The sequence below is a fragment of the Microbacterium ureisolvens genome (genome assembly GCF_015278315.1).
GTDB classification, from domain to species: domain Bacteria; phylum Actinomycetota; class Actinomycetes; order Actinomycetales; family Microbacteriaceae; genus Microbacterium; species Microbacterium ureisolvens.
Genome location: NZ_JADIJE010000001.1, coordinates 304891 through 327362, shown reverse-complemented (window position 1 = coordinate 327362; position 22472 = coordinate 304891). Strand labels below are relative to the sequence as shown.

Below are 22472 nucleotides of genomic sequence, written 5' to 3'. Positions count from 1 at the left end.
CACTGCCGAGGACCAAGCATACGTAATGGATGACGAAAACGCGAATCGAGCGCGTGGCGCCCTTGTGTAACGGCGCTCGCGGGCGCACACTGGCCGGGTGACCGCTGCCCGAGGCGGCGGCCGACATGCGCCACTGGGGGTTGCGCATGTTACGCATGTTGCTAGTGTGAAACGAGTTGTTGCCGCGAGGGGAGGACCCGGTGCAGCCCGAGAACATCACCGCGAAGTCCCTCACCGACGACGCCTCCACGGACTGCGGGTGCGCTCCGACGGCCAGTGAGCAGCGGCGACTGTGGCCCGCGATGAACCGGCGCACCGCGCTCGGTCTCGGCATTCTCGGCGTCGCGGCGTTCAGCGCGGTCGGCGTCGCCACGAACGGCTTCTCCACTCCCGCGTTCGCCGCCGACTACCCCTCGTGGGACGACGTCGTCGCCGCGAAGAGCAACGAAGCCGCCAAGCAGGCAGAGATCACCAGGATCCAGGAGCTCATCGCCGGGCTCGAAGCCGACGTCGCGGCGAAGAAGCAGATCGCGCAGCAGCTGGCCGACGAGTTCTACGTCGCCCAGCAGGCGTACTTCGACGCGGCGCTGCGGGCCGACCAGCTGCAGCAGCAGGCCGACGAGCAGGCCGCCGCCGCGGTGGATGCCGCGAACAAGGCCGGCCGCGTCGCCGCCCAGCTCTACCGCAACGGCGGCGACGACACGTCGCTCGAGCTCTTCTTCGCGGGCTCCGCGGCCGGTGCCGACGACCTCCTCGCGCGCCTGGGCACGATGGACAAGCTCGTCCAGCGCAACCAGGACGTGTACGCGCAGGCCGTCACCGCGCGCGACTCGGCGCAGAGCCTCAGCGACCAGGCGGCGGTGCAGCGCGCCGAGCGCGACCGGCTGCAGAAGGTCGCCGAAGAGAAGATGGTCGCCGCCCAGAAGGCCGCCGACGAGGCGCAGGCCGCGCTCGACGCGCAGAACGCCAAGCGCGGCGAGCTCGAGGCGCAGCTCGCAGCTCTCCAGGACGCGACAGCTGCGACCGTCGCGCAGTACGAAGAAGGCGAGCGAGTCCGCAAGGAGCAGGAACGCCTGCGCCGCGAAGAGGAGGCTCGTCGCGCCAAGGAGGAAGCCGACCGCCTCGCCCAGCAGAATCAGGGCGGTGGCGGTGGAGGCGGCGGAGGCGGCGGCGGAGGCTCCGTCGTCGGGTCCGGTTGGGCACGTCCGTCCTCCGGGTGGCGCAGCTCCGGTTACGGCGCGCGTACCGTCCAGTGCGGCAACAGCTACTGCTCCAGCGGCTTCCACTACGGGGTCGACCTCGCGGCCGGCTGCGGTGCGGGCATCTACGCGGCCGCGGGCGGTCGCGTCGTCTACGCGGGCGGCAACGGCGGCTACGGCAACTACATCAAGATCGATCACGGCGGCGGCATCGGCACGGGCTACGCCCACATCCGCCCCGGCGGCATCTTCGTCGGCGTCGGCCAGTGGGTGGGCGCGGGCCAGCTCATCGCCAGCGAGGGCAACACCGGCAACTCGTTCGGCTGCCACCTGCACTTCGAGACCTACGTCAACAACTATCCGGTCAACCCGATCGACTTCATGGGCGCCCGCGGCATCTCGGTCTGAGCCGCACCACCGCCGAAACGACGAGAACCGGATGCCGCGGCATCCGGTTCTCGCATGAGAGCTCGCGTCAGAGCGTGTTCGGCGCGACGCCCTCACCCTGGGTCGCGGTCTGGCCCTCGTGCTGCGCGAAGCGCGCGAACGCCTCGTCGACGAGGCGCTCCGCCTCGGCGGCGTCGGCCCACTCGTCGACCTTGACCCACTTGTTGGGCTCGAGGTCCTTGTAGTGCTCGAAGAAGTGCGCGATCTCCTTCTGGAGGTACTCGGGGATGTCGCCGACGTCCTGGATGTGGGCCCAGCGCGGGTCCTTCGCGAGCACCGCGACGACCTTGTCGTCGCCGCCGGCCTCGTCGCTCATCCTGAGGACGCCGACGGGGCGGACGCTCGCGAGGATGCCGGGAGCCAGGTCCACGTCGAGGATCACGAGCACGTCCAGCGGGTCGCCGTCCTCGCCGAGGGTGTTCTCGAAGAAGCCGTAGTTGGTGGGGTAGCCCATCGGCGTGTACAGGATGCGGTCGAGGAACACGCGGCCGGTGCCGTGGTCGACCTCGTACTTCACGCGGCTGTTGCGCGGGATCTCGATGACGGCGTCGTACGCGCCCATAGTGGTGCTCCTTCGAAGACTGTGGATTTCCGCGACAAGCCTAGCTACGGTCGTGGAGCGAGCGAAGCGGGACCGATCGCCCGGGCGTCGCGCGCGTGTGAAGACTCCGGGACGAATCGCGCGGATTCGGCCCGATACGGGGTCGCGGGTTCGGTCTCGCCCGGAATCTTCACCCCGGCCCCCGGTACGGTGGGCCCGTGGAGGAGCGCAGACCCGGACTCGACCCCGCCGTCGCCGAGGTGCGGCTCGCCGTGCGCCGTGCCCTCACCGGCCTCGAGCCGGGAACCACGGTCGTCGTCGCGCTGTCGGGCGGGGCCGACTCGCTCGCGCTGGCCGCGGCGACGGCCTTCGAGGCGCGCAAGCTCGGCCTCCGCGGCGCGGCGCTGACGGTCGACCACGCACTTCAAGAGGGATCGACGGATGCCGCGGCCGCCGCCGCGGCGAAGGCCGAGGCCCTCGGGCTCGACGCCCGGGTCGCGCGCGTGCAGGTGGGCGCCGCCGGTGGCCCCGAGGCGGCCGCGCGCGACGCGCGGTACACCGCGCTCGGTGACGGAGCGCGCGCCCTCGGCGCGGCGGCCATCCTCACCGGCCACACCCTCGACGACCAGGCCGAGACGGTGCTGCTCGGCCTCGCGCGCGGAGCCGGCGGCACGAGCCTGCAGGGCATGGCCGAGGCATCCGATCTCGACGGCGTCGCGCTGCTGCGTCCCCTGCTCGGCGTCCGTCGCACCACGACCCGGCTCGCGTGCGCCGCCGAGGGGCTCGAGCCGTGGGACGACCCCCACAACCTCGAGCCGCGCTTCGCCCGTGTGCGCGTGCGCGAGAAGGTGCTGCCGGTGCTCGAGGCCGAGCTCGGCCCGGGAATCGCCGAGGCGCTCGCGCGGACGGCCGCGCAACTGCGCGAAGACGCCGAGGCCTTCGACGAGATGATCGACGAGACGATCGAAGACATCGTGGAGCACGCCGAGGCGGGCATCTCGGTGTCGGCCGCGGCGCTCGCGGCCAACCCGGCGGCGCTGCGCAACCGCATCATCCGGCACGTCGTGGCCAGCGAGTTCCACGAGAGCCTCACCCGGTCGCAGACCCTCGAGGTGGCGCGGCTGGTCACGGACTGGTCGGGGCAGGGCCCGATCGACCTGCCCGGATGCCGCGCCCGCCGCGTCGGCGGGCGCGTCGAGTTCACCGCGCGCTGATCCTGACTGGTCAGAGCCCGTGCTCTCACCCGGTGCCCGTGTCGTTCGCGGTGCGCAGCCTGGGCGGTCGGTGAGAGCACGGGCTCTCGCCGGGGGGAGTGGGGGGTGGGGAGTGGGAGGGGGAAGCGGGGGAAGGACCCCTCTAGACTCGTCGCATGCGCGCGGCCGACGTTTCCAGCGACATCACCGAAGTCCTCGTCACCGAGGAGGAGATCCGAGCCAAGCTCGACGAGATCGCGAAGCAGGTGGACGCGGACTACGCCGACCAGGACCTGCTGCTGGTCGGCGTCCTCAAGGGCGCGGTCATGGTCATGGCCGACTTCTCCCGGGCGCTCGAGAAGCACGTCACGATGGACTGGATGGCCGTCTCGTCCTACGGCGCCGGCACCAAGTCCAGCGGTGTGGTCCAGATCCGCAAGGACCTCGACACCGACATCCTCGGCAAGCACGTGCTGATCGTCGAGGACATCATCGACTCGGGCCTGACCCTCAGCTGGCTGCTGGAGAACTTCGCGGCCCGCGGCGCGGCATCCGTCGAGGTCTTCGCGCTCCTGCGCAAGCCCGAGGCCGCGAAGGTGGAGGTGCACTGCAAGTACGTCGGCTTCGACATCCCGACCGAGTTCGTCGTCGGCTACGGCCTCGACTACGCCGAGAAGTACCGCAATCTGCGCGACGTGGCGGTGCTCGCGCCCCACGTCTACAGCTGACGCCCCTCCGCCGCGCCGGTTCTCACCCGTCGAGCAGGTCGACGAGCTCCGGCGGCGCCGCGTACGTCGTGACGTGGGCGACGATCAGCCGGCGGCATCCGTCGAGCTCCACCGTGATGGGCGCCGTGCCGTGTCCGGCATCGAGCACGACGAGGGAGCCGGGGACGTCGTCGCACGGCTGCGGAAGCGGCCCAGCGGATGCCGCGGCCTCGAGCACGGCGCGCGTCGCAACGGCGTCCAGCCGACGGGAGCCGGTGAACCAGGCGGTGCCCTCGACCTGGACGGTCACCCAGGTCTCCGCGCCGGGAGCGGGCGTCGCCGCCGGGTTCGCCTCCTCCGCGGTGGAGTACGCGCACAGTCGGAGCGCGTCGACCTCGCCGGGCGCGGGCGCCCGCGGCGGCTCCCACGGAATGGTCTGGACGCCGTCCGACGTAGGACCGGGCCGGGGCATCGGTTGCGCTTGCGTGACCCCCTCCAGCCCGTCCACCGGTGCGAGCTGCAGCGGCCGCGCGGACCACGTCGCTGCGCAGCCGGCGTCGATCGCGGCGCGAGGCTGGGTGAGCGTGCGCTGCTCCTCGTCGGTCCGCACGACGGCGAGCCCCGCGAGCGCGTCGCCGATCAGGCCGACCTTCGGCTGGCCGCAGCCGTCGGACGGATAGCGCAGACGGATGCCGCGGCCCTCGGCATCCGTCAGCCACACCATCGGCGCGATCGTGGCGATCGCCGCGCAGGCGCCCATCCACCGCGCATCGTCGGGCTGGGCCTGCGCCGCCAGCAGGGCGGTCAGGTCGCCCTCGAGCCGCTCGCGCAGCACGACGGACCAGATGCCCTCGTCGTCCTCGACCGTCTGGAAGGGCACGCACCGCACGGCGGCGACGGCGTCGAAGTCGTCGGGCGCCGTCCCGGAGCCCTCGGAGTCGCCGCCGAACGGGTCCATGCCCGCGCACGAGATCTCAGCGACGATCTCGGCCGGCCCCACCGGCGCGCCCTCCGGCTGCCCCGGCGCCGCGCAGCCCGTGAGCGCGAAGGCGGCCGCGGCGAGGGCGACGACCAGGGACCGGATGCGGCGCACGGGTCCTCCTCGTCGTGGGCGTCTGGCGCTTCGCCCTCACGCTACCGGCCCGGCCCGCTGAAGGTCGGCTTACGCCGTCGGCGAATGCACAGACAGCGCCTAGGAAGCGCGCGATACCCTGATTCAACCGTCGACGGGGGTTTTCCTGTCTGCGGCGGCACGTCGACGAAAGGGGTCGGGCTCGCGCCCGCGCCATGGACTTCAAGAAGATCACCCGCAACCCGCTCTTCTACGTCCTCCTGATCGGGGTCTTTCTCATCGTCGGGTTCTCGCTCATCTCGAGCCTGAACGGCGCGAAGCAGATCTCGACGCAGGAGGGCCTCGAGCTCCTCTCCGGTGAGACCGTCACCGAGGTCGTCAACACCGACGGCGATCAGCGGGTCGACATGAAGCTCTCCAAGGAGTACGACGGCGCCAGCGACGTGCAGTTCTACTACGTCTCGGCGCGCGCCGACGAGGTCGTCGAGGCGATCAACGCCGCCGACCCGAAGGACGGCTTCAACGACGCCGTGCCGCGGGCGACGTGGTTCGACGGCTTCATCTCGCTCCTTCTGCCGATCCTGCTGCTCGGTCTGCTCTTCTGGTTCCTGCTCTCCAGCGCCCAGGGCGGCGGCAGCAAGGTCATGCAGTTCGGCAAGTCGCGCGCCAAGCTCGTGACCAAGGAGATGCCGCAGGTCACCTTCCAGGACGTCGCGGGCTCCGACGAGGCGATCGAGGAGCTCGAGGAGATCAAGGACTTCCTCAAGGACCCGTCGAAGTTCCAGGCTGTCGGCGCCCGCATCCCGAAGGGCGTGCTGCTGTACGGCCCTCCCGGAACCGGAAAGACCCTTCTCGCCCGCGCCGTCGCCGGCGAGGCCGGTGTGCCGTTCTACTCGATCTCGGGCTCGGACTTCGTCGAGATGTTCGTCGGCGTCGGCGCCAGCCGCGTGCGCGACCTCTTCAACAACGCCAAGGACAACGCCCCGGCCATCATCTTCATCGACGAGATCGACGCCGTCGGGCGCCACCGCGGCGCCGGCCTCGGCGGCGGTCACGACGAGCGCGAGCAGACGCTCAACCAGATGCTCGTCGAGATGGACGGCTTCGACCCCAAGGCGAACGTCATCGTGATCGCGGCCACCAACCGCCCCGACATCCTCGACCCCGCACTGCTGCGCCCGGGCCGCTTCGACCGTCAGATCGGCGTGGACGCGCCCGACCTCAAGGGCCGCCAGAAGATCCTCGAGGTGCACGGCCGCGGCAAGCCGCTCGCCGACGGCGTCGACCTCGAGGTCGTCGCCCGCAAGACACCCGGCTTCACGGGCGCCGACCTGGCCAACGTGCTCAACGAGGCAGCGCTCCTCACCGCGCGCTCGAACGCGCAGCTGATCGACAACCGCGCGCTCGACGAGGCGATCGACCGGGTGCTGGCCGGCCCGCAGCGCCGCACCCGCGTGATGAAGGACAAGGAGAAGCTCATCACGGCCTACCACGAGGGCGGCCACGCGCTCGCGGCGGCGGCGATGAACCACACCGACCCCGTCACGAAGGTCACGATCCTCCCGCGTGGCAAGGCGCTCGGCTACACCATGGTGCTGCCGCTCGACGACAAGTACTCTGTCACCCGCAACGAGCTGCAGGACCAGCTGACGTACGCGATGGGCGGCCGCGTCGCCGAGGAGATCGTGTTCCACGACCCGACCACCGGCGCCTCGAACGACATCGAGAAGGCGACGAACATCGCCCGCAAGATGGTCACCGAGTACGGCATGACCGGCGACATCGGCCCGGTCAAGCTCGGCCAGTCCTCGGGCGAGGTCTTCATGGGCCGCGACATGGGCCACGGCCGCGACTTCTCGGAGCGCATCGCCGAGCGCGTCGACCGTCAGGTGCGCGACCTCATCGAGCAGGCGCACAACGAGGCCTACGAGGTCATCAACGCCAACCGCGAGGTGCTCGACAAGCTCGCGCTGGCGCTCCTCGAGAAGGAGACGCTCGACCACCTCGAGCTCGCCGAGATCTTCAAGGACGTCAAGCGCCTCCCGCCGCGCCCGCAGTGGCTCTCGAGCGAGCAGCGCCCGCCGTCGACGCTGCCCCCGGTCGATGTGCCGCAGCGCCGCGACGAGGCGGGTCTCGCCGCGAGCGTCGAGGCCGAGCAGCCGGCCGCCGAGAAGGCGGCCAAGCGCCGCCCGAGCGGTCAGGCGCGACCCGCGACCGCGTAGGCTCGGCCCGTGGCCGTCGATCGTGAACGCGTCGCGGCGTTGGTCCGCGAGCTGCTCGAGGCGATCGGGGAGGACCCCGAGCGCCCCGGGCTGAGGCAGACGCCCGAGCGCGTCGCGGACGCGTACGCCGAGTTCTTCTCGGGAGTGGGGACGGATGCCGCAGCCCCGCTCGCGCACACCATCTCGGTCTCGCGCGGCCCGGCGCCCGACACGCTGCCCTCGGGCGCCGTCATCCTTCGCGACATCATCTTCCGGTCGGTGTGCGAGCATCACCTGCTGCCGTTCCGGGGCCACGCCCACCTCGCGTACCTCCCCGGGGAGCAGGTCGTCGGGCTCGGGGCGCTGCCGAAGGTCGTCGACATCCTGTCGTCGCGGCCGCAGGTGCAGGAGCGGCTCGGCGAGCAGATCGCCGATGTGATCGCGGCGTCCCTCGACGCCCGCGGAGTGCTCGTGGTCCTCGACGCGACCCACGAGTGCGTGACGATGCGCGGCGGACGACAGCCGGATGCCTCGACCGTGACCATCGCCGCCCGTGGGGAGCTCGCCGAACCGGCGGCCCGCGCCGAACTGGTCACGCTGATCGGAGCGGGCCGCGGATGACCCTCATCATGGGGATCGTGAACGTCACGCCCGACTCCTTCAGCGACGGCGGACGCTACGCGGAGGCCGATGCCGCCGTCGCCCACGGGCTCCGGCTGCGGGCCGAAGGGGCCGACATCCTCGACGTCGGCGGCGAGTCGACCCGCCCGGGTGCGGAGCGCGTCGAGCCCCGGCTCGAGCAGGATCGCGTGCTCCCCGTCGTGCGGGCCCTGGCGGAGGCGGGCCTGGTGGTCAGCATCGACACCATGAACGCCTCCACCGCGGCGGCCGCGGTCGAGGCGGGAGCGCGGATCGTGAACGACGTGTCCGGCGGTCTCGCCGACCCGGAGCTGCTCGCGGCCGTCGCCGCCACCGACGCCGACGTCGTGCTCGGCCACTGGCGCGGGCACTCCACCGACATGTATGCGCGCGCCGAGTACGACGACGTCGTCGACGAGGTGATCGCCGAGCTGCGCACTCGCATCGAGGTCGCGGCCTCCGCCGGCATCGCTCCATCGCGGATCATCCTCGATCCCGGCATCGGGTTCGGCAAGAAGGGCGCCCAGAACTGGGCGATGCTGCGCGGACTCGACCGCCTCGCGGGGCTCGGCCCTCGCGTGCTCGTGGGCACCAGTCGCAAGCGGTTCCTCGCCGAGGCACTGGCCGAGGATCCCGCCGATGCGGACGAGTCCCGACGCGACCTCGCGACCGCCGTGACCAGCGCTCTGGCAGCGCAATCCGGCGCGTGGGCGGTACGGGTGCACGATGTCGCCGGCACCCGCGACGCACTCATCGTGGCGCGCAGCTGGCAGGAAGGGAGCCGATGGACTTCGTCGACGAGATCACGCTGACAGGCGTCCGCGCGTACGGGCACCACGGCGTGTTCGAGGACGAGCGGCGCGAGGGCCAGAAGTTCGTGGTCGACGTGACCCTGTACGTGAGCACGGCTCGGGCCGCGGCATCCGATGACGTCTCCGACACCGTGCATTACGGAGATGTCGCCGAGCGCATCGTGGAGCTCGTCGGGGGCGAACCGCTCAACCTCATCGAGGGGGTGGCGGCGCGGATCGCCGACGACCTGCTCGCTCACGAGCTCGTGCGCATGGTGGCGGTGACCGTCCACAAGCCGCAGGCCCCGATCACGGTGCCGTTCTCCGACGTCTCGGTGACGATCCGCCGTGCCCGACCCGAGTCGCCGGCCTGGACGGTGGGCTCGTGAACCGCCGCTTCGCGCAGGGCTTCGACGGTGAGACCGAGCGTCACCCGAGGGAGGCCGTCGAGGCCGTCGTCGCCCTCGGCGCCAACCTCGGCGACCGCGCCGAGACGATGGCCGCCGCGATCAAGGACCTCGCGCGGGTGCCGCTCGTCGACGCGGTGCGGGTGTCGGAGCCGATCGAGTCGGTGGCCATGAAGCCGGAGGGGCCGGATGCCTCGGCCCCGGCCTACCTCAACGCGGTGGCGATCCTCACCACCCGGCTGGCTCCCTCGGTGCTGCTCGGGTACCTCCACACGATCGAGCAGCGGCACGGCCGCGAACGGTCGACGCGGCGCTCGGCGCGCGAGGGCGGCTGGGAGGACCGCACGCTCGACCTCGACCTCATCGCCTACGGCGACGTCGTCAGCGACGACTCCGACCTGCTGCTGCCGCATCCGCGTGCGGCGGAGCGGGACTTCGTGCTCGGCCCGTGGCTCGCGGTGGACCCCGACGCGGTGCTGCCCGGCGTAGGGCGCGTCGATGAGGCGCTGCGGCGACTGCGAGGGGATCGATGAAGCGCACCGGAGCCGGCGTCCTGCTGGTCGCCGCGGTCCTCGGCGTCGCTGCGGGCTTCCTCGTCGATCAGATCCTCACGTCGGCCGGGCGACCCACCTTCACTCCCGCCGTGACGCTGCCGATCCTGCTCGTGCTGCTCGGGGCCGTCGTGGTCGGGCTCGCGATCCCGATCCGCCGGGCCACGCACGGCAGCTCCGGCGCGAAGGTCGACCCGTTCCGGGCGGTGCGCATCGCGATGCTCGCCAAGGCCTCGAGCATCGTGGGTGCGGCGCTCGGCGGCCTCGGCGCCGGGCTGTGGATCTTCCTCGCCACTCGGCCCGTCACACCCTCGCTAGGCTCGTTGGGAACGGTCATCGCGACGACCGTGTGCGGCGCCCTGCTGGTCGCCGCCGGTCTGGTCGCGGAGCACCTGTGCACGATCCGGAAGGACGACGATGACGAACAGCCCGGAGGAGACGACCCGGGACTCGAGCCGCGAATCCACGACCACTGAAACGGGCGGCGCGACGTTCGAGCGGATCGTCGAGCCGCGGTCCGAGAACCGCCTCGCACTGGAAGGCGGCGTCTGGCACCAGATCTCGCCCAAGTACGTCACGGTGCAGCTGATCTCGACGGGGTCGTTCCTGGTGATCGTCATCGCGGCGACCCTCGTGCTGACGCTGCTCATGCACCAGCTGTGGGCCTGGATCCCCGGCGGCATCCTCACGGTGATCCTCGCCTGGACGCTCGCCATCCTGCCGCGGCAGGCCCGCTCCATCGGCTACCAGCTGCGTGCGGACGACCTCGTCTTCCGCCGCGGCATCCTCTGGCAGCGTTTCGTCGCGGTGCCCTACGGGCGCATGCAGCTCATCGACATCACGCACGGGCCGCTCGACCGAGGGTTCGGCATCGCCCAGCTGAAGTTCGTCACGGCCGCCGCCGCGACCGGAGTGGTCATCCCCGGCCTCGAGCAGTCGACGGCCGAGACGCTCCGCGACCACCTGGTCGAGGTCGCCGAGGCCCGGCGCACAGGACTATGACCACGGTTCCCGAGCCCAGCGACGGCCCGCCCATCCCACCCGAGCCGACGACGCCGGAGTCCTCACCGGGCGCGCCGGGCGCTTCGCTCGCGCCGGGTGCGCCGTCTGCGCCGGACGCTCCGCCCGCGCCGGGCGCACCGCCGCCGCAGCTCGTGCGTTCGCCGCTGAGCGACGGCGAATGGCACCGGCTGCACCCGCTCACGCCGCTGCTGCGGGGCGGCCTGTTCCTGATCGTCGTCATCGGCATCGTCCTGGCCAACCTCCGCGATCGGCTCGTCTTCATCTTCCTGCCGTGGCTCGCTCCCGAGATCGGGGTCGAGGTCGGCGAATGGGAGAACGCGGGCGGCGACCCGATCGACTTCATCATCGCCAACAACCTCTACGTGCTGGCCCTGCTCGCGGTGCTGGCCGCGCTGATCGTGATCGTCGCGGTCTTCTACACGTCGTGGCGGTTCCACACGTTCCGCATCACCGACGACGACGTCGAGGTGCGCAGCGGCATCCTGTTCCGCACCCAGCGCCGCGCACCCCTCGACCGCGTGCAGGGCGTCAACCTGGCCCGCCCGATGGTCGCGCGCCTGCTCGGCATGGCGAAGCTCGAGGTCGTGGGCGCCGGCGCCGACGCGAACGTGAAGCTCGAGTACCTCTCGACGTCCAACGCCGAGGCGGTGCGCGCCGACATCCTCCGCCTGGCTTCCGGTCGCCGGCTCGCCACGGCGGCGGGCCCGGCGGGCCCGGCGGGACCAGCCGGCGCTCACGCGCCCGGCCGCGTCGCGGCCCTCAGCCACACGGTCGGCCGTGAGATCACCGGCATGATCGAGGGACCTGAGGCGCCCGTGGCCGAGGTCGAATCGGTCGTGCACATCCCGGTCGGCCGGCTCGTGGCATCCCACGTCCTGAGCATGTCGACGGTGGCGCTGCTGGTCGCGATCGTGGTGATCGTCGTGGGCGTCAGCCGGGGAGCCACCTGGATGCTGTTCGGCTTCGTGCCGGCGATCATCGGCTTCGGGGCGTACTGGATCCGCTCGATCGTCAGGTCGCTGCGCTACTCGATCGCCCCCACCCCCGATGGTGTGCGGATCACGTTCGGACTCTTCACCACCATCACCGAGATCGTGCCGCCCGGCCGCATCCACGCCGTCGAGGTGACCCAGCCGATCCTGTGGCGTCCGGCCGGCTGGTGGACCATCCGCATCAACCGGCTCACCGGTCGCAGCTCCGCCGACACCACGACCGACCAGTTCACGACCGTCCTCCCCGTCGGCACCGCGGCCGACGTCGATCGCGTGCTGCGGCTGCTCCAGCCGTCCCTCCCCGACGACGAGCGGGCGCTCATCGTGCAGGAGGGCATGTTCGGGCCCGGTGAGGTCGACACGTTCACCAACACCCCGCGGCGCGCGTGGTGGATCCGCCCCCTCTCGTACCGCCGCAACGGCTTCCGCCTCACCGGCGATGTCCTGCTGATGCGCCGTGGCGTCGTGTGGCGCAAGCTCGTCATCCTGCCCCTGGCGCGGCTGCAGAGCTTCGGGCTCTACCAGGGCCCCCTGGACCGGGCCACCGGGGTGACCAATGTGCGCGCCCACGTCGTCGCGGGCCCCGTCTCACCCTTCCTCGCCGCCGTCGACCGCGACACCGCGCTCGCCCTGTTCGACGACGTCGCGCGCGGCTCGGTGCGCGCCGCGCTCATCGACCGTACGCATCGCTGGGCCGAGGAGGCGACGGATGCCGCGCCCCTCACCGTCGCCGCGGCGCCGGCGTCCGGGGTGGCCACGGCGGGCGCCCCGGTGGGGGCCGGCCAGCTCGGGTCGGCGCACCCGGCGGCGACGGGACCGTCTGCTGGCGCCGAGGGCGCCGGAGCGGAGGAGCAGGCGTGACGCGGGAAGGCCGCCTCGGTGTCGGGATCATCGGTGCCGGCCGGGTCGGGCCCGTGCTCGGTGCGGCGCTCGCCGGGGCCGGCCACGCGCTCGTCGGCATCACGGCGGGATCCGATCCGGAGCGCGTGGAGGCGATCCTGCCGGGCATCCCCGTCCTCGACGCCACCGAGGTGGTGCGGCGGAGCGAACTCGTCATCGTCGCCGTGCCCCACGACCAGCTGGAAGGCCTGGTGATCGGTCTCGCCGAGGTCGGGGCCTGGCAGCCGGGGCAGCTCGTGCTGCACACGGACCCGGCGTGGGGCACCGGCATCCTGTCGCCCGCGATGGCCAAGGGCGCGATCCCCCTCGCGGTCCATCCGGCCATCGAGTTCAGCGGCACGTCGATGGACCTGCGTGCCCTCACGAGCGGCTATGCGGCGGTCACCGCGCCCGGCCCGGTGCTGCCGATCGCGCAGGCGCTGGCGGTCGAGCTCGGGTGCGAGCCCGTCGTGGTGGACGAGGCGGCGCGTCCGGCGTACGCCGAGGCGATCGCCACCGCCCGCGATTTCTCGAGGTCGATCGTGCACCAGGCGACGTCGCTCCTGGCAGAGGCGGGCGTCCCGCACCCCGGGTCGTTCCTGTCGGCGCTCGCACACACCACGATCGACCACGCCCTCGCGGAGGCCGGGTCCGGTCCCGGCGCCGAGCCCACCGCTACGATCCAAGGATGATCAGCACCATCGACGGGCTGCGCGCCCGTCTGGCCGAGGTCCGCGCGGCGAATCCCGGCGTCCGCGTCGCCCTCATCTCGACCATCGGCTCGCTCCACGACGGACACATCGATCTCGTCCATCGCGCCCGCGAGGTCGCCGACGTGGTGGTGGTGTCGATCTTCGTCAACCCGCTCCGGTTCTCCTCGCCTGCCGAGCTCGCCGCCTACCCCCGCACGCCCGATGAGGACGCCCGGCTGCTGGAGTCCCTCGGCGTGGAGGTGGTGTTCGCGCCGGACGCCGCGGAGCTGCTGCCGCACGGGTCGGCGACCACGAAGGTGAGCGCCGGCGACCTCGGTCTTCGCTACGAGGGGCGCTCCCGCCCGTTCTACTTCGACGGGCTCCTCACCGTCGAGGCCAAGCTGCTCCACCTCGTCCGGCCCGATGTCGCCGTGTACGGCGAGCGCGACCGGCAGCGTGTATTCCTCGTGCGCCGCATGGTGCGCGACCTGTTCTTCGACGTCGAGATCGCCACCGTCGAGACCGTGCGCGGCGATGACGGCCTGCCGGTGTCGACCCGGGTGGGCATGCTCGAGGAGCGCGACCTCGCGGCCGCCGTCCTTCTCCCGGCGGCCCTGGACGCCGCCGCCGCCAACGCCGATCGCGGAGTGGACGCCTGCATCGCGGCGGCCCAGTCGACGCTCATGGGGGAGCCCCGCATCAGGCTCGAGTACCTGAGTGTCGTGGACCCCGCGACCTTCCTGCCGGTCGACGAGGGCAGCAGCGGCCCCGCGCTCGCCCTCATCGCGGCGACGGTGGCGGGGCACCGATTCATCGACAACGCCGAGATCTACCTCGGCTGAGATCCGACCCGGCTGGGAGGCGACATGCGCGTCACACGGATCGGCGGCCCCACCGCCCTCGTCGAATGGGCGGGGTGGCGGATCCTCACCGACCCCACCTTCGACCCGCCGGGGCGGACGTACGCGTTCGCGCTGGGCACGAGCTCGCGGAAGACAGCCGGCCCCGCGCTGTCGCCCGAGGCGATCGGCGAGGTGGACGTCGTGCTGCTCAGCCACCACCACCACGCCGACAACCTCGACGATGCCGGCCGCGCCGCGCTGTCGTCGGCGCGAACGGTGCTGACCACCCTCGCCGGCGCGAAGCAGCTGTCGTCAGGGGGCGGCCACACGAACGCCCGCGGGCTTCGAGCCGGAGACACGGTGACTCTCACGGCGGAGGGAAAGCCCGACCTCGCTGTCACGGCGACGCCCTGCCGGCACGGTGCGCCGCTCACCCGCCCGATCGTGGGACCGGTCGTGGGGTTCTCGCTGACCCTGGACGGCGCCGCACGCCCGGGCCTGTGGATGACCGGTGACACGGTGATGTACGGCGCCCTGCGCGCGGCGGCGCGCGGCCTTCGGCCCGATGTCGCCCTCGTGCACATCGGTGCGGTGAAGTTCCCGCTGACAGGGCCGCTGGCGTACACGATGAACGCCGAGGACGCCGTCGAGCTCATCGCTCTCGCCCAGCCCGGAGTCGCGGTGCCGATCCACGTCGAGGGGTGGAGTCACTTCTCGCAGCAGGAGGAGGCGGCAGCCGACGTCTTCGAGGCGGCACCCGGCGACGTGCGCGATCGCGTGAGGTGGGCGCCGCTGGGGGAACCCGTCGACCTGTCCTGAGCAGAGTCCGCCCGTCGGCGCGGCCCCGCCAGGCGGTCGACGCGGCTCGCCAGGCCCGTCGGCGCGGCCCGCCGAGGCGTCGGCGCCGGCCTCAGCGCACCCGGTCCTCCGAACGCGGGGTGGCCGGGAGCGAGCTCCGACGCATGGCGACCCCGGCGCCGAGCGTCACCACGAGCACAACGGCGGAGAAGACGAGCAGGACCGTCGCCTCGCTCCAGAACGAGAGACTGAGTCCGACGAGGAGCACCGGTGCGACCAGCCCGCCGTACGCGATGAGGAAGAGGAGCGCCAGCGTCTCACCCCGGCGGTCGGGTGCGGCGAGAGAGCCCGCTACGGCGATCGCCGAGCGGAACATGATGCCGGCGGCTGCTCCGGCGACCACGCCCCCGGCGATGAAGAGCGCGAGCGTGGGGATCAGGGCGCCCGCGGCGATCGACGCGAGGCCGACGGCGAAGCACACGATCGCGATGGGCAGCTGCGTGCGCTGCGCGACGCGGACGAGGAGCACCTGAGCGACGGCCGCCGCCCCGAAGACCGCGAAGACCGTCGCACCTTCGACGAGGTGGTCCGAGACGTGGAACGTGTCGTGCAGGAACGTCGGGGCGAGTGAGGTGAACAGCGCGAACAGCGCGAACGAGGCCGCCGCGCCGGTGCTCGCGGCCGCAAAGGCCGCGCGCGACGTGGGCGGGAACGCCAGTCGCTGCGGCCGGTACGCCGGATGGGATGCCGACGTGTCGACCGTCTCGGGCACCTGGCGCAGCAGCAGCGCCGCCGCGATGAAGAGCACCAGGAAGACGACGTGCGGCAGCTCCAGTGGATCGGGCGCGTACTCGGCGAAGACGCCGCCGATGAGCGGTCCGAGGGCCAGTCCGCCGAGATTGGCGGCTCCGGCGACGGATGCCGCGACCACCGGCTGCTCCGCGGGACGCGCTCGCGCGCGCAGCTCGGCCAGGTGAGCCGTCGCGGCGGCGCTGATGATGCCGACGCTGACCCCGTCGACTAACCGGGCCACGATGAGCCCGGGGACCGAGTTCCACGCGATGAACACGATTGCGGCCAGCGCCGAGACGAGCAGGGCGATCACCGACATCCGCCGCCGCCCGGCCCAGTCGCTGATGTGCCCGATCAGGAACAGACTGAACACCACTCCGACCGCGAACGCGGTGAAGATGAAGGTCACCACGGTCACTGGGAAGTCGTCGGCCGCCTGGTACAGCGGGTACAGCGGTGTCGGCACCGTCGCGTACGCGGTGACGGTCGTGAAGGCGGCCGCGACGACCCAGAAGCCCGCGTGATCCGACATCGTGCGACGTGCTCTCGGCATGGCGACGTCCGATCCGGTCGAGGTGATCCCTCCTGGGCGCCCCCGACCCTACTCGCGTGCAGGGTGCTCGCCAAGGGAGGCCGGTGCCGGGGCCACCGGCTGTTCAGAAAGGCCGGAGGCGCCCGCCGATAGACTTGGGGGTCCGCATTCTGCGGAGAACACCGCACCGAGGAGCACATCCCGTGACCGACACGACCTCGCCCGCCGAGACCGCCGAGCCGACAGAGCTGACCGAAGACGACGTCTTCGAGCAGAAGGCCGTGCGGCTGGCCAAGCGCGAGCGGCTGGTCGCGGAGCGGACCGACGCCGCGGGCGGACCCTACCCGGTGAGCGTGCCCATCACCGACACCGTCCCCGCGCTCCGAGAGCGGTTCGCCGATCTCGAGGCCGGCGCCGAGACCGGCGTCACCGCCGCCGTCGCGGGCCGCGTCGTCTTCAGCCGCAACACGGGCAAGCTCTGCTTCGCCAGCCTCCAGGCCGGCGACGGCAGCCGTATCCAGGCGATGGTGTCGCTGGCGGCCGTCGGCGACGAGTCGCTGCAGGCGTGGAAGGAGCTCGTCGATCTCGGCGACCATGTCTTCGTCTCGGGCGAGGTCATCTCCAGCCGCCGGGGCGAGCTGTCGATCATGGTCAGCGAGTGGCGCATCGCCTCGAAGGCCGTCCTGCCGCTGCCGAACCTGCACACCGAGCTGAGCGAGGAGAGCCGCGTCCGCAGCCGCTTCCTCGACCTCATCGTGCGCGACCGTGCGCGCGAGACGGTGCTGGCGCGCGCGAAGGTCAACCAGAGCCTGCGTCAGACGTTCGCCTCCCACGACTTCATCGAGGTCGAGACCCCGATGCTGCAGGTGCAGCATGGCGGGGCATCCGCCCGCCCGTTCATCACGCACTCGAACGCGTTCGACGCCGACCTGTACCTGCGCATCGCGCCCGAGCTGTTCCTCAAGCGCGCCGTGGTCGGCGGCATCGATCGCGTCTTCGAGATCAACCGCAACTTCCGCAACGAGGGCGCCGACTCCACGCACAGCCCCGAGTTCGCGATGCTCGAGGCCTACCAGGCGTACAGCGACTACAACGGGATCGCCGACCTCACGCAGGAGCTCATCCAGAACGCCGCGGTCGCCATCTCGGGCTCGACCACCGTCACGTGGGCCGACGGGACCGAGTACGACCTGGGCGGTCAGTGGGACCGGCTCTCCATGTACGACTCGCTCTCGGAGGCGGCCGGTCGCACCATCTCGCCGGAGACGCCGTTCGAGGAGCTCGTCGCCCTGGCCGAGGCGGAGGGCGTCGACCTGCCGCCGCACGCGATCCACGGCAAGCTGGTCGAAGAGCTGTGGGAGCACTTCGTCAAGCCGGGTCTGCACCGCCCGACGTTCGTCATGGACTTCCCGCTCGACACCAGCCCGCTCGTGCGCGAGCACCGCTCCATCGCGGGCGTCGTGGAGAAGTGGGACCTGTACGTGCGCGGCTTCGAGCTGGCCACCGGCTACTCCGAGCTCGTCGACCCCGTCATCCAGCGTGACCGCTTCGTCGAGCAGGCGAAGCTGGCGGCGCGCGGCGACCTGGAGGCCATGCGCATCGACGAGGAGTTCCTGCGCGCGCTCGAGCACGGCATGCCGCCCACCGGCGGCATGGGCATGGGCATCGACCGACTCCTGATGGCGGTCACCGGGCTCGGCATCCGCGAGACGATCCTCTTCCCGCTGGTCAAGTAGCGAGACCTGCGGGGCGACCCCACGTCTCACCGCGCGGGTCGCGCGGGCTGCGAGGAGTGTTCCCCGCGTCACCGCGCGCCTGCGCGACGGAACGCCCAGTCGGGCAGGTGCCCGGCGCCGACGAACGAGAGCACGATCTGCGACAGCCCGTGCTCGGGCTCGATCTCGCAGGCGCGCTCCGCATAGGCGGCGGCATGTGTGGAGCGTCCGAGCGCCCACGACAGCCACGCGCACATCGCGAGCGATCCCGGTCGCAGCTCTCGGGGTGCGAGAGCGGCCGCATGCCGGGCGCGCGCCAGCGCCGTCTCCAGCCGAGCGATCTGCGGCCTGTCGCCCTCGCCCCACATGCGCATCGCCAGGTGCGCGGGGTACTCCTCGCCCGACTCCCACCGCAGCTGGGCGTCGAACGCCTCATCGCCCTGCGCGAGATCGCCGCTCCACTGCACGAGCGCGACGTCGCGCAGCGACGGCCGGGCCAGGCACCAGACCAGCGCGGCCGCTTCGTACGGGTCGGCGTCCTCGGGCGGTACGGCGAGCGCATCCTCGAAGAACCCGGGAAGGTCGTCGAAGCCGCAGACGGCGGCCAGTGCGCGCGGGTCGATCCGATCCGATGATGCGGTGACGGATGCCGCGTCCTCGGTCCAACCCGACACCGGCGCGGGCACGGGCCCCAGGTCGGCAGTGCGACTCGACGACGCAGTGCCCGCCGCGCCGGTCGGGTCGGACGGGCCCGCCCCCGGGCGAGTCACGCCGGGCATCAGGTCGGACGGTTTCTCCGCCGTGCGCGCGGCATCGGCGGCCGGCCCGAACGCCGAGCGGGACGACCGGGGGCTCCGCTGTGTCGGAGCGCCCGCTGAGTCGGGTCCGCACAGCACCGAGACCGCGCGATCGAGCGCGTCCAGCGCCTTTGCGACCAGCTCGCATTCCTCCGCCGAGACGTCGGGAAGGTCCGCGCCGGTCGACTGGTCGCCGTCCGGCTCCGGGACGTCGCCGGGACCGCTCCAGGCCAGCTCGCCCAGGGGTCGTCCTTCCACGGGACAGTCCGCGTCGAGGAACGAGCCCCAGCCGTCGGCGGCCACGCACAGCAGGTCGGTGACGCGCAGGCCGCACGCGTCGGCGCGGCGCTCGAGCGCGGCGAGAAGCTCGTGGTGCGGCATCCGCCCCTCGTCCTCGAATCGTGCGTCGGTGTACGCGATGGCGGCGACGGCGTCGGCGTCCGGGAGTCGGCACACCATGCCGGTCACGGTCGCCGCGACGCGGTCGACAGCCTCGACGTCGCCGTCGGGCAGATCGAACCGCATGGCGCCGAGGCTGCGCCCGCCGTCGAACGGGATCACGACGAGGCTCTGCGTCGGGTGGTACCCGAGCATGCGGGGAACGAAGGACAGGAACTGCGCGGCGTCCGCGGCTTTGACGACAGTGGGGGTCATGAAGGACGACTCTCCCGAAAGGCGACCGCGCGGGGGAGGCTGGGCGCCGCCGTGCCACGCACTCCGCGGGAGATGGCTCCCGGGGCCGACCTGTGGAGGAAGGGGTGAGCCCCGAACACGCGATCCAGGCTGTGGAGCAGCGACCGAATCCGGGCCCGTGCACTGCCTGGGGAGGAGTCTTCATCGGCACCGCGTATCCTGGAAGGCATGGATTACTGGGTCGCGGTGCTGTGGACGCTCCTGCCGACCGTCGTCGTGTCGCTGATCTTCTTCTTCGTGATGCGCAGCGTGATCCGCGCCGACCGCACCGAGCGCCGCGTCTACGCGAAGCTCGAGGCCGAGGAGCGCGCGAAGCGCGGACTCCCGCCGGTCGCACCGGCAGCCTCCGTCGACCGCTGACGGCTGCCCTCCGCCGACCGCTGACGGCGGCCCCGCCGACCGCTGACGTTGCCCTCGCCGACCGCTGACGGCGGTCCGGGCATCGCGTCCGCCGGACCGACGCCCGCGCCCGCCCGAGACCCCGCCCACGCCGCGAGGCCCGGGCTGCCGGGCGGCGTCGGCCCTCCCCGATAGTGTGGGCACACTGTCCCATCCGCCGGTGGTCCGATCGTCCCGATCCGCGCGACCGGTCCGTCGAGAGGCCTCGCCCGGTGATCACCATCACGTTCGACGCGACGTGGTGGGTGGTGCTCGTCTTCGTCATCGACCTCGTCATCCGCGTGACGGCGATCATCGTGGTCCCGCGCAACCGGCGCCCCACCGCGGCGATGGCGTGGCTGCTCGCGATCTACTTCATCCCGATCATCGGGGTGTTCCTGTTCCTGCTGATCGGCAACCCCCGGCTGCCGCGCAAGCGGCGCCGCAAGCAGGAGCGCATCAACGAGTACATCCACGACACCAGTGCGTCGCTCGATTTCGGAACGCTGCGCCCCCACGCCCCGGGCTGGTTCACGTCGCTTGTCACCCTCAACCGCAACCTCGGCGCCATGCCGCTCGCGGGCGACAACGCGGCGAATCTGATCCCCGACTACCAGGAGAGCCTCGATGCGATGGCCGACGCCATCCGAGAGGCCGAGCGGTTCGTCCACGTCGAGTTCTACATCCTGCAGACGGATGCCGCGACCGACAACTTCTTCCGCGCGCTCGAAGAGGTGGCAGCCCGCGGCGTCACGGTGCGCGTCCTGCTGGACCACTGGGCGAACCGCGGGAAGCCGCACTACAAGCGCACCCTCAAGCGCCTGAGCGCGATGGGCGCGCAATGGCACCTGATGCTCCCGGTCCAGCCGCTGCGCGGCAAGTACCAGCGTCCCGACCTGCGCAACCACCGCAAGCTCCTTGTGGTCGACGGCCGTGTCGCCTTCACCGGCTCGCAGAACGTCACCGATTCGACGTACAACCTGCGCAAGAACATCCGTCGCGGCCTGCACTGGGTCGACCTCATGGCGCGCATCGAGGGCCCGGTCGTGGCATCCGTCAACGCGGTCTTCCTCAGCGACTGGTACAGCGAGACCGACGAGGTGCTCACCGACGACATCGACCTGTTCGACGTGACCAGCGGACCGGGCGACCTGGACTGCCAGATCATCCCGTCGGGCCCGGGGTTCGAGTTCCAGAACAACCTCAAGCTGTTCGCCGGACTGCTATACGCAGCGCAGCGGAAGATCATCGTGGTCAGCCCGTATTTCGTGCCCGACGAAGCGCTCCTGCTGGCCATCACCACGGCCTGTCAGCGCGGCATCCACGTCGAACTCTTCGTCTCGGAAGAGGGCGACCAGGCGATCGTCTACCACGCGCAGCGCAGCTACTACGAGGCGCTGCTGCGCGCCGGGGTGAAGATCTGGATGTACAAGAAGCCGTTCATCCTCCACACCAAGAGCCTCACCATCGACGACGAGGTCGCGATCGTGGGCTCGAGCAACATGGACATGCGCAGCTTCGGTCTCAACATGGAGATCTCGATGCTCGTGCGCGGCGAGGAGTTCGTCCGTCAGATGCGCACCGTCGAGGACATGTATCGTTCGCTCAGCCGCGAGCTCACGCTCGAGGAATGGGAGAAGCAGCCACTGCGCTCGACCGTCCTCGACAATCTCGCGCGGCTGACGTCGGCGCTGCAGTGAGGGTGGGGCGATCTCCCGGCTGATCGTGACCATCGCGTGATCGTTGTGCTGAGATTCCGGGCTGATCTGCGACACCATAGGGATGGACGGATGCCGGGAACGGCGTCCGCGGATACCGAGGAGGCCCGCATGCCCTTTCGCTCCCGTTCACTCATCGCCGCGGCCGGTCTGGCTCTGCTGACCGCCGGACTCCTGACCGCCTGCGCGAGCCCGGCCGGCACCGGGCCCAACTCCTCGTCGCCGTCGCCGTCGGTCGACGACGACGCCGACGACATGGACCTCGAGGCGGCCTGGCTCGACGGCGGTCGCATGATCGGCCTGGTCACGTACGGCTCCTCGACGTGCGTGCCCACGGCGGGCGACGTCTCGTACGCCGACGGCGTGCTCGAGGTCGAGCTCGTCAACCCCGCGGACGACACGGCGTGCACCATGGACATGGTGCCCCGCGTGACGGTGGTGGGGCTGCCCGAGGAGGCCGACACGACGCAGGAGCTCGAGATCCGGGTCACCGGCGACGGTTACACCGGCGAGGCCGACCTCGACCCCGTGCCCGGCCTCGACCAGAGCGGTGAGACGGACTACCTGCCGAGCGCCGGCTGGACGGACGCCGACGGCCAGTTCGTGATCCTCACGTGGGGTTCGTCGACGTGTCCCGCCGTGATCGAGAACGTCGAGGGTTCGGGCTCCGAAGTGACCGTGACCTTCACCACGCCGCCCGCGGACCAGGCCTGCACGATGGACATGGTCCCGCGCGGCGTGGTCGCACAGGTCAGCGGCGTCGACGACGACGCCGAGGTGTTCGCGATCCTCACCGGCGCCGAGTTCGACGACGTCCGGATCCCGATCATCGGCCACGACTGACGACGAAGATCCCGGATGCCGCGGCCCGCG

Annotated in this window: 22 protein-coding genes; 18 read left to right on the top strand and 4 right to left on the bottom strand. The window is 71.6% G+C overall.

What is annotated here, in order from left to right:
* The first annotated feature begins 200 nt into the window (after positions 1-200).
* The gene (locus tag IM767_RS01375) at positions 201-1607 is read left to right on the top strand and encodes a peptidoglycan DD-metalloendopeptidase family protein (RefSeq protein ID WP_194398781.1); all 1407 of its coding nucleotides are present in this window, start codon (positions 201-203) and stop codon (positions 1605-1607) included.
* 67 nt (positions 1608-1674) lie between these two features.
* Here IM767_RS01375 and ppa read toward each other — a convergent pair whose 3' ends face one another.
* Positions 1675-2208, bottom strand: a complete 534-nt coding sequence (ppa, locus tag IM767_RS01370) for an inorganic diphosphatase (RefSeq protein WP_109209623.1) — start codon at positions 2206-2208, stop codon at positions 1675-1677.
* Positions 2209-2405: 197 nt separating this feature from the next.
* On the opposite strand from ppa, the gene tilS reads away from it, so the two are divergent.
* Positions 2406-3401, top strand: a complete 996-nt coding sequence (gene tilS / locus IM767_RS01365; RefSeq protein WP_109209622.1) for a tRNA lysidine(34) synthetase TilS — start codon at positions 2406-2408, stop codon at positions 3399-3401.
* 155 nt (positions 3402-3556) lie between these two features.
* Entirely contained in the window at positions 3557-4108 is a 552-nt protein-coding gene (gene hpt, locus IM767_RS01360; RefSeq protein ID WP_109209621.1) for a hypoxanthine phosphoribosyltransferase, read from the top strand.
* Between the two features lie 22 nt (positions 4109-4130).
* Here hpt and IM767_RS01355 read toward each other — a convergent pair whose 3' ends face one another.
* A complete protein-coding gene (locus IM767_RS01355) occupies positions 4131-5180 on the bottom strand; it encodes a hypothetical protein (RefSeq protein ID WP_109209620.1) in 1050 nt (349 codons plus the stop codon).
* A gap of 194 nt (positions 5181-5374) precedes the next feature.
* Here IM767_RS01355 and ftsH point away from each other — a divergent pair, with 194 nt between their 5' ends.
* Genes ftsH through IM767_RS01300 form a run of 11 tightly spaced genes read left to right on the top strand, consistent with a single transcriptional unit; the run spans position 5375 to position 14995 of the window.
* The gene (ftsH, locus tag IM767_RS01350; protein ID WP_109209619.1) at positions 5375-7381 is read left to right on the top strand and encodes an ATP-dependent zinc metalloprotease FtsH; all 2007 of its coding nucleotides are present in this window, start codon (positions 5375-5377) and stop codon (positions 7379-7381) included.
* A 9-nt stretch (positions 7382-7390) separates the two neighbouring features.
* The gene (folE, locus tag IM767_RS01345; RefSeq protein WP_109209618.1) at positions 7391-7981 is read left to right on the top strand and encodes a GTP cyclohydrolase I; all 591 of its coding nucleotides are present in this window, start codon (positions 7391-7393) and stop codon (positions 7979-7981) included.
* Positions 7978-8811, top strand: coding sequence for a dihydropteroate synthase (gene folP / locus IM767_RS01340; protein ID WP_109209617.1), 834 nt, complete (start codon positions 7978-7980; stop codon positions 8809-8811). Before folE ends, folP begins: the two co-directional genes overlap by 4 nt.
* Entirely contained in the window at positions 8784-9179 is a 396-nt protein-coding gene (folB, locus tag IM767_RS01335; RefSeq protein ID WP_109209616.1) for a dihydroneopterin aldolase, read from the top strand. The genes folP and folB overlap by 28 nt, the downstream gene beginning before the upstream one ends.
* Positions 9176-9730, top strand: coding sequence for a 2-amino-4-hydroxy-6-hydroxymethyldihydropteridine diphosphokinase (gene folK, locus IM767_RS01330; protein ID WP_194398780.1), 555 nt, complete (start codon positions 9176-9178; stop codon positions 9728-9730). The genes folB and folK overlap by 4 nt, the downstream gene beginning before the upstream one ends.
* Complete coding sequence (locus IM767_RS01325; protein ID WP_109209615.1) at positions 9727-10224, top strand: DUF3180 domain-containing protein; 498 nt, start codon at positions 9727-9729, stop codon at positions 10222-10224. The genes folK and IM767_RS01325 overlap by 4 nt, the downstream gene beginning before the upstream one ends.
* On the top strand, positions 10166-10750 hold the full coding sequence (locus IM767_RS01320; RefSeq protein ID WP_109209614.1) for a PH domain-containing protein: 585 nt from the start codon (positions 10166-10168) through the stop codon (positions 10748-10750). The genes IM767_RS01325 and IM767_RS01320 overlap by 59 nt, the downstream gene beginning before the upstream one ends.
* Positions 10747-12624 carry a PH domain-containing protein gene (locus tag IM767_RS01315; RefSeq protein ID WP_198425579.1) on the top strand — a complete coding sequence of 626 codons (1878 nt, stop codon included), beginning with the start codon at positions 10747-10749 and terminating at the stop codon, positions 12622-12624. The genes IM767_RS01320 and IM767_RS01315 overlap by 4 nt, the downstream gene beginning before the upstream one ends.
* A complete protein-coding gene (locus IM767_RS01310) occupies positions 12621-13334 on the top strand; it encodes a Rossmann-like and DUF2520 domain-containing protein (RefSeq protein ID WP_109209613.1) in 714 nt (237 codons plus the stop codon). Before IM767_RS01315 ends, IM767_RS01310 begins: the two co-directional genes overlap by 4 nt.
* Positions 13331-14176, top strand: a complete 846-nt coding sequence (panC, locus tag IM767_RS01305) for a pantoate--beta-alanine ligase (RefSeq protein WP_109209612.1) — start codon at positions 13331-13333, stop codon at positions 14174-14176. The genes IM767_RS01310 and panC overlap by 4 nt, the downstream gene beginning before the upstream one ends.
* A 24-nt stretch (positions 14177-14200) precedes the next feature.
* Positions 14201-14995, top strand: coding sequence for an MBL fold metallo-hydrolase (locus IM767_RS01300; RefSeq protein ID WP_109209611.1), 795 nt, complete (start codon positions 14201-14203; stop codon positions 14993-14995).
* Between the two features lie 91 nt (positions 14996-15086).
* On the opposite strand, the gene IM767_RS01295 is transcribed toward IM767_RS01300, so the two are convergent.
* Positions 15087-16319 carry an MFS transporter gene (locus IM767_RS01295; protein ID WP_109209610.1) on the bottom strand — a complete coding sequence of 411 codons (1233 nt, stop codon included), beginning with the start codon at positions 16317-16319 and terminating at the stop codon, positions 15087-15089.
* Positions 16320-16501: 182 nt separating this feature from the next.
* Between IM767_RS01295 and lysS the strand changes: the two genes are divergently transcribed.
* Positions 16502-18034: a lysine--tRNA ligase gene (gene lysS / locus IM767_RS01290; RefSeq protein ID WP_109209609.1), complete on the top strand. Its 1533-nt coding sequence runs from the start codon at positions 16502-16504 to the stop codon at positions 18032-18034.
* 68 nt (positions 18035-18102) lie between these two features.
* Here lysS and IM767_RS01285 read toward each other — a convergent pair whose 3' ends face one another.
* Positions 18103-19464 (bottom strand): DUF4192 family protein, encoded by a 1362-nt coding sequence (locus IM767_RS01285; RefSeq protein ID WP_109209608.1) that lies wholly within the window; start codon positions 19462-19464, stop codon positions 18103-18105.
* A 207-nt stretch (positions 19465-19671) separates the two neighbouring features.
* Between IM767_RS01285 and IM767_RS01280 the strand changes: the two genes are divergently transcribed.
* From IM767_RS01280 to IM767_RS01270, 3 genes are all read left to right on the top strand, one after another.
* Entirely contained in the window at positions 19672-19863 is a 192-nt protein-coding gene (locus IM767_RS01280) for a hypothetical protein (protein WP_109209607.1), read from the top strand.
* A 251-nt stretch (positions 19864-20114) separates the two neighbouring features.
* Positions 20115-21581 carry a cardiolipin synthase gene (gene cls, locus IM767_RS01275; RefSeq protein WP_109209606.1) on the top strand — a complete coding sequence of 489 codons (1467 nt, stop codon included), beginning with the start codon at positions 20115-20117 and terminating at the stop codon, positions 21579-21581.
* A 129-nt stretch (positions 21582-21710) separates the two neighbouring features.
* Positions 21711-22442, top strand: a complete 732-nt coding sequence (locus tag IM767_RS01270; protein WP_109209605.1) for a hypothetical protein — start codon at positions 21711-21713, stop codon at positions 22440-22442.
* Positions 22443-22472: the final 30 nt, after the last annotated feature.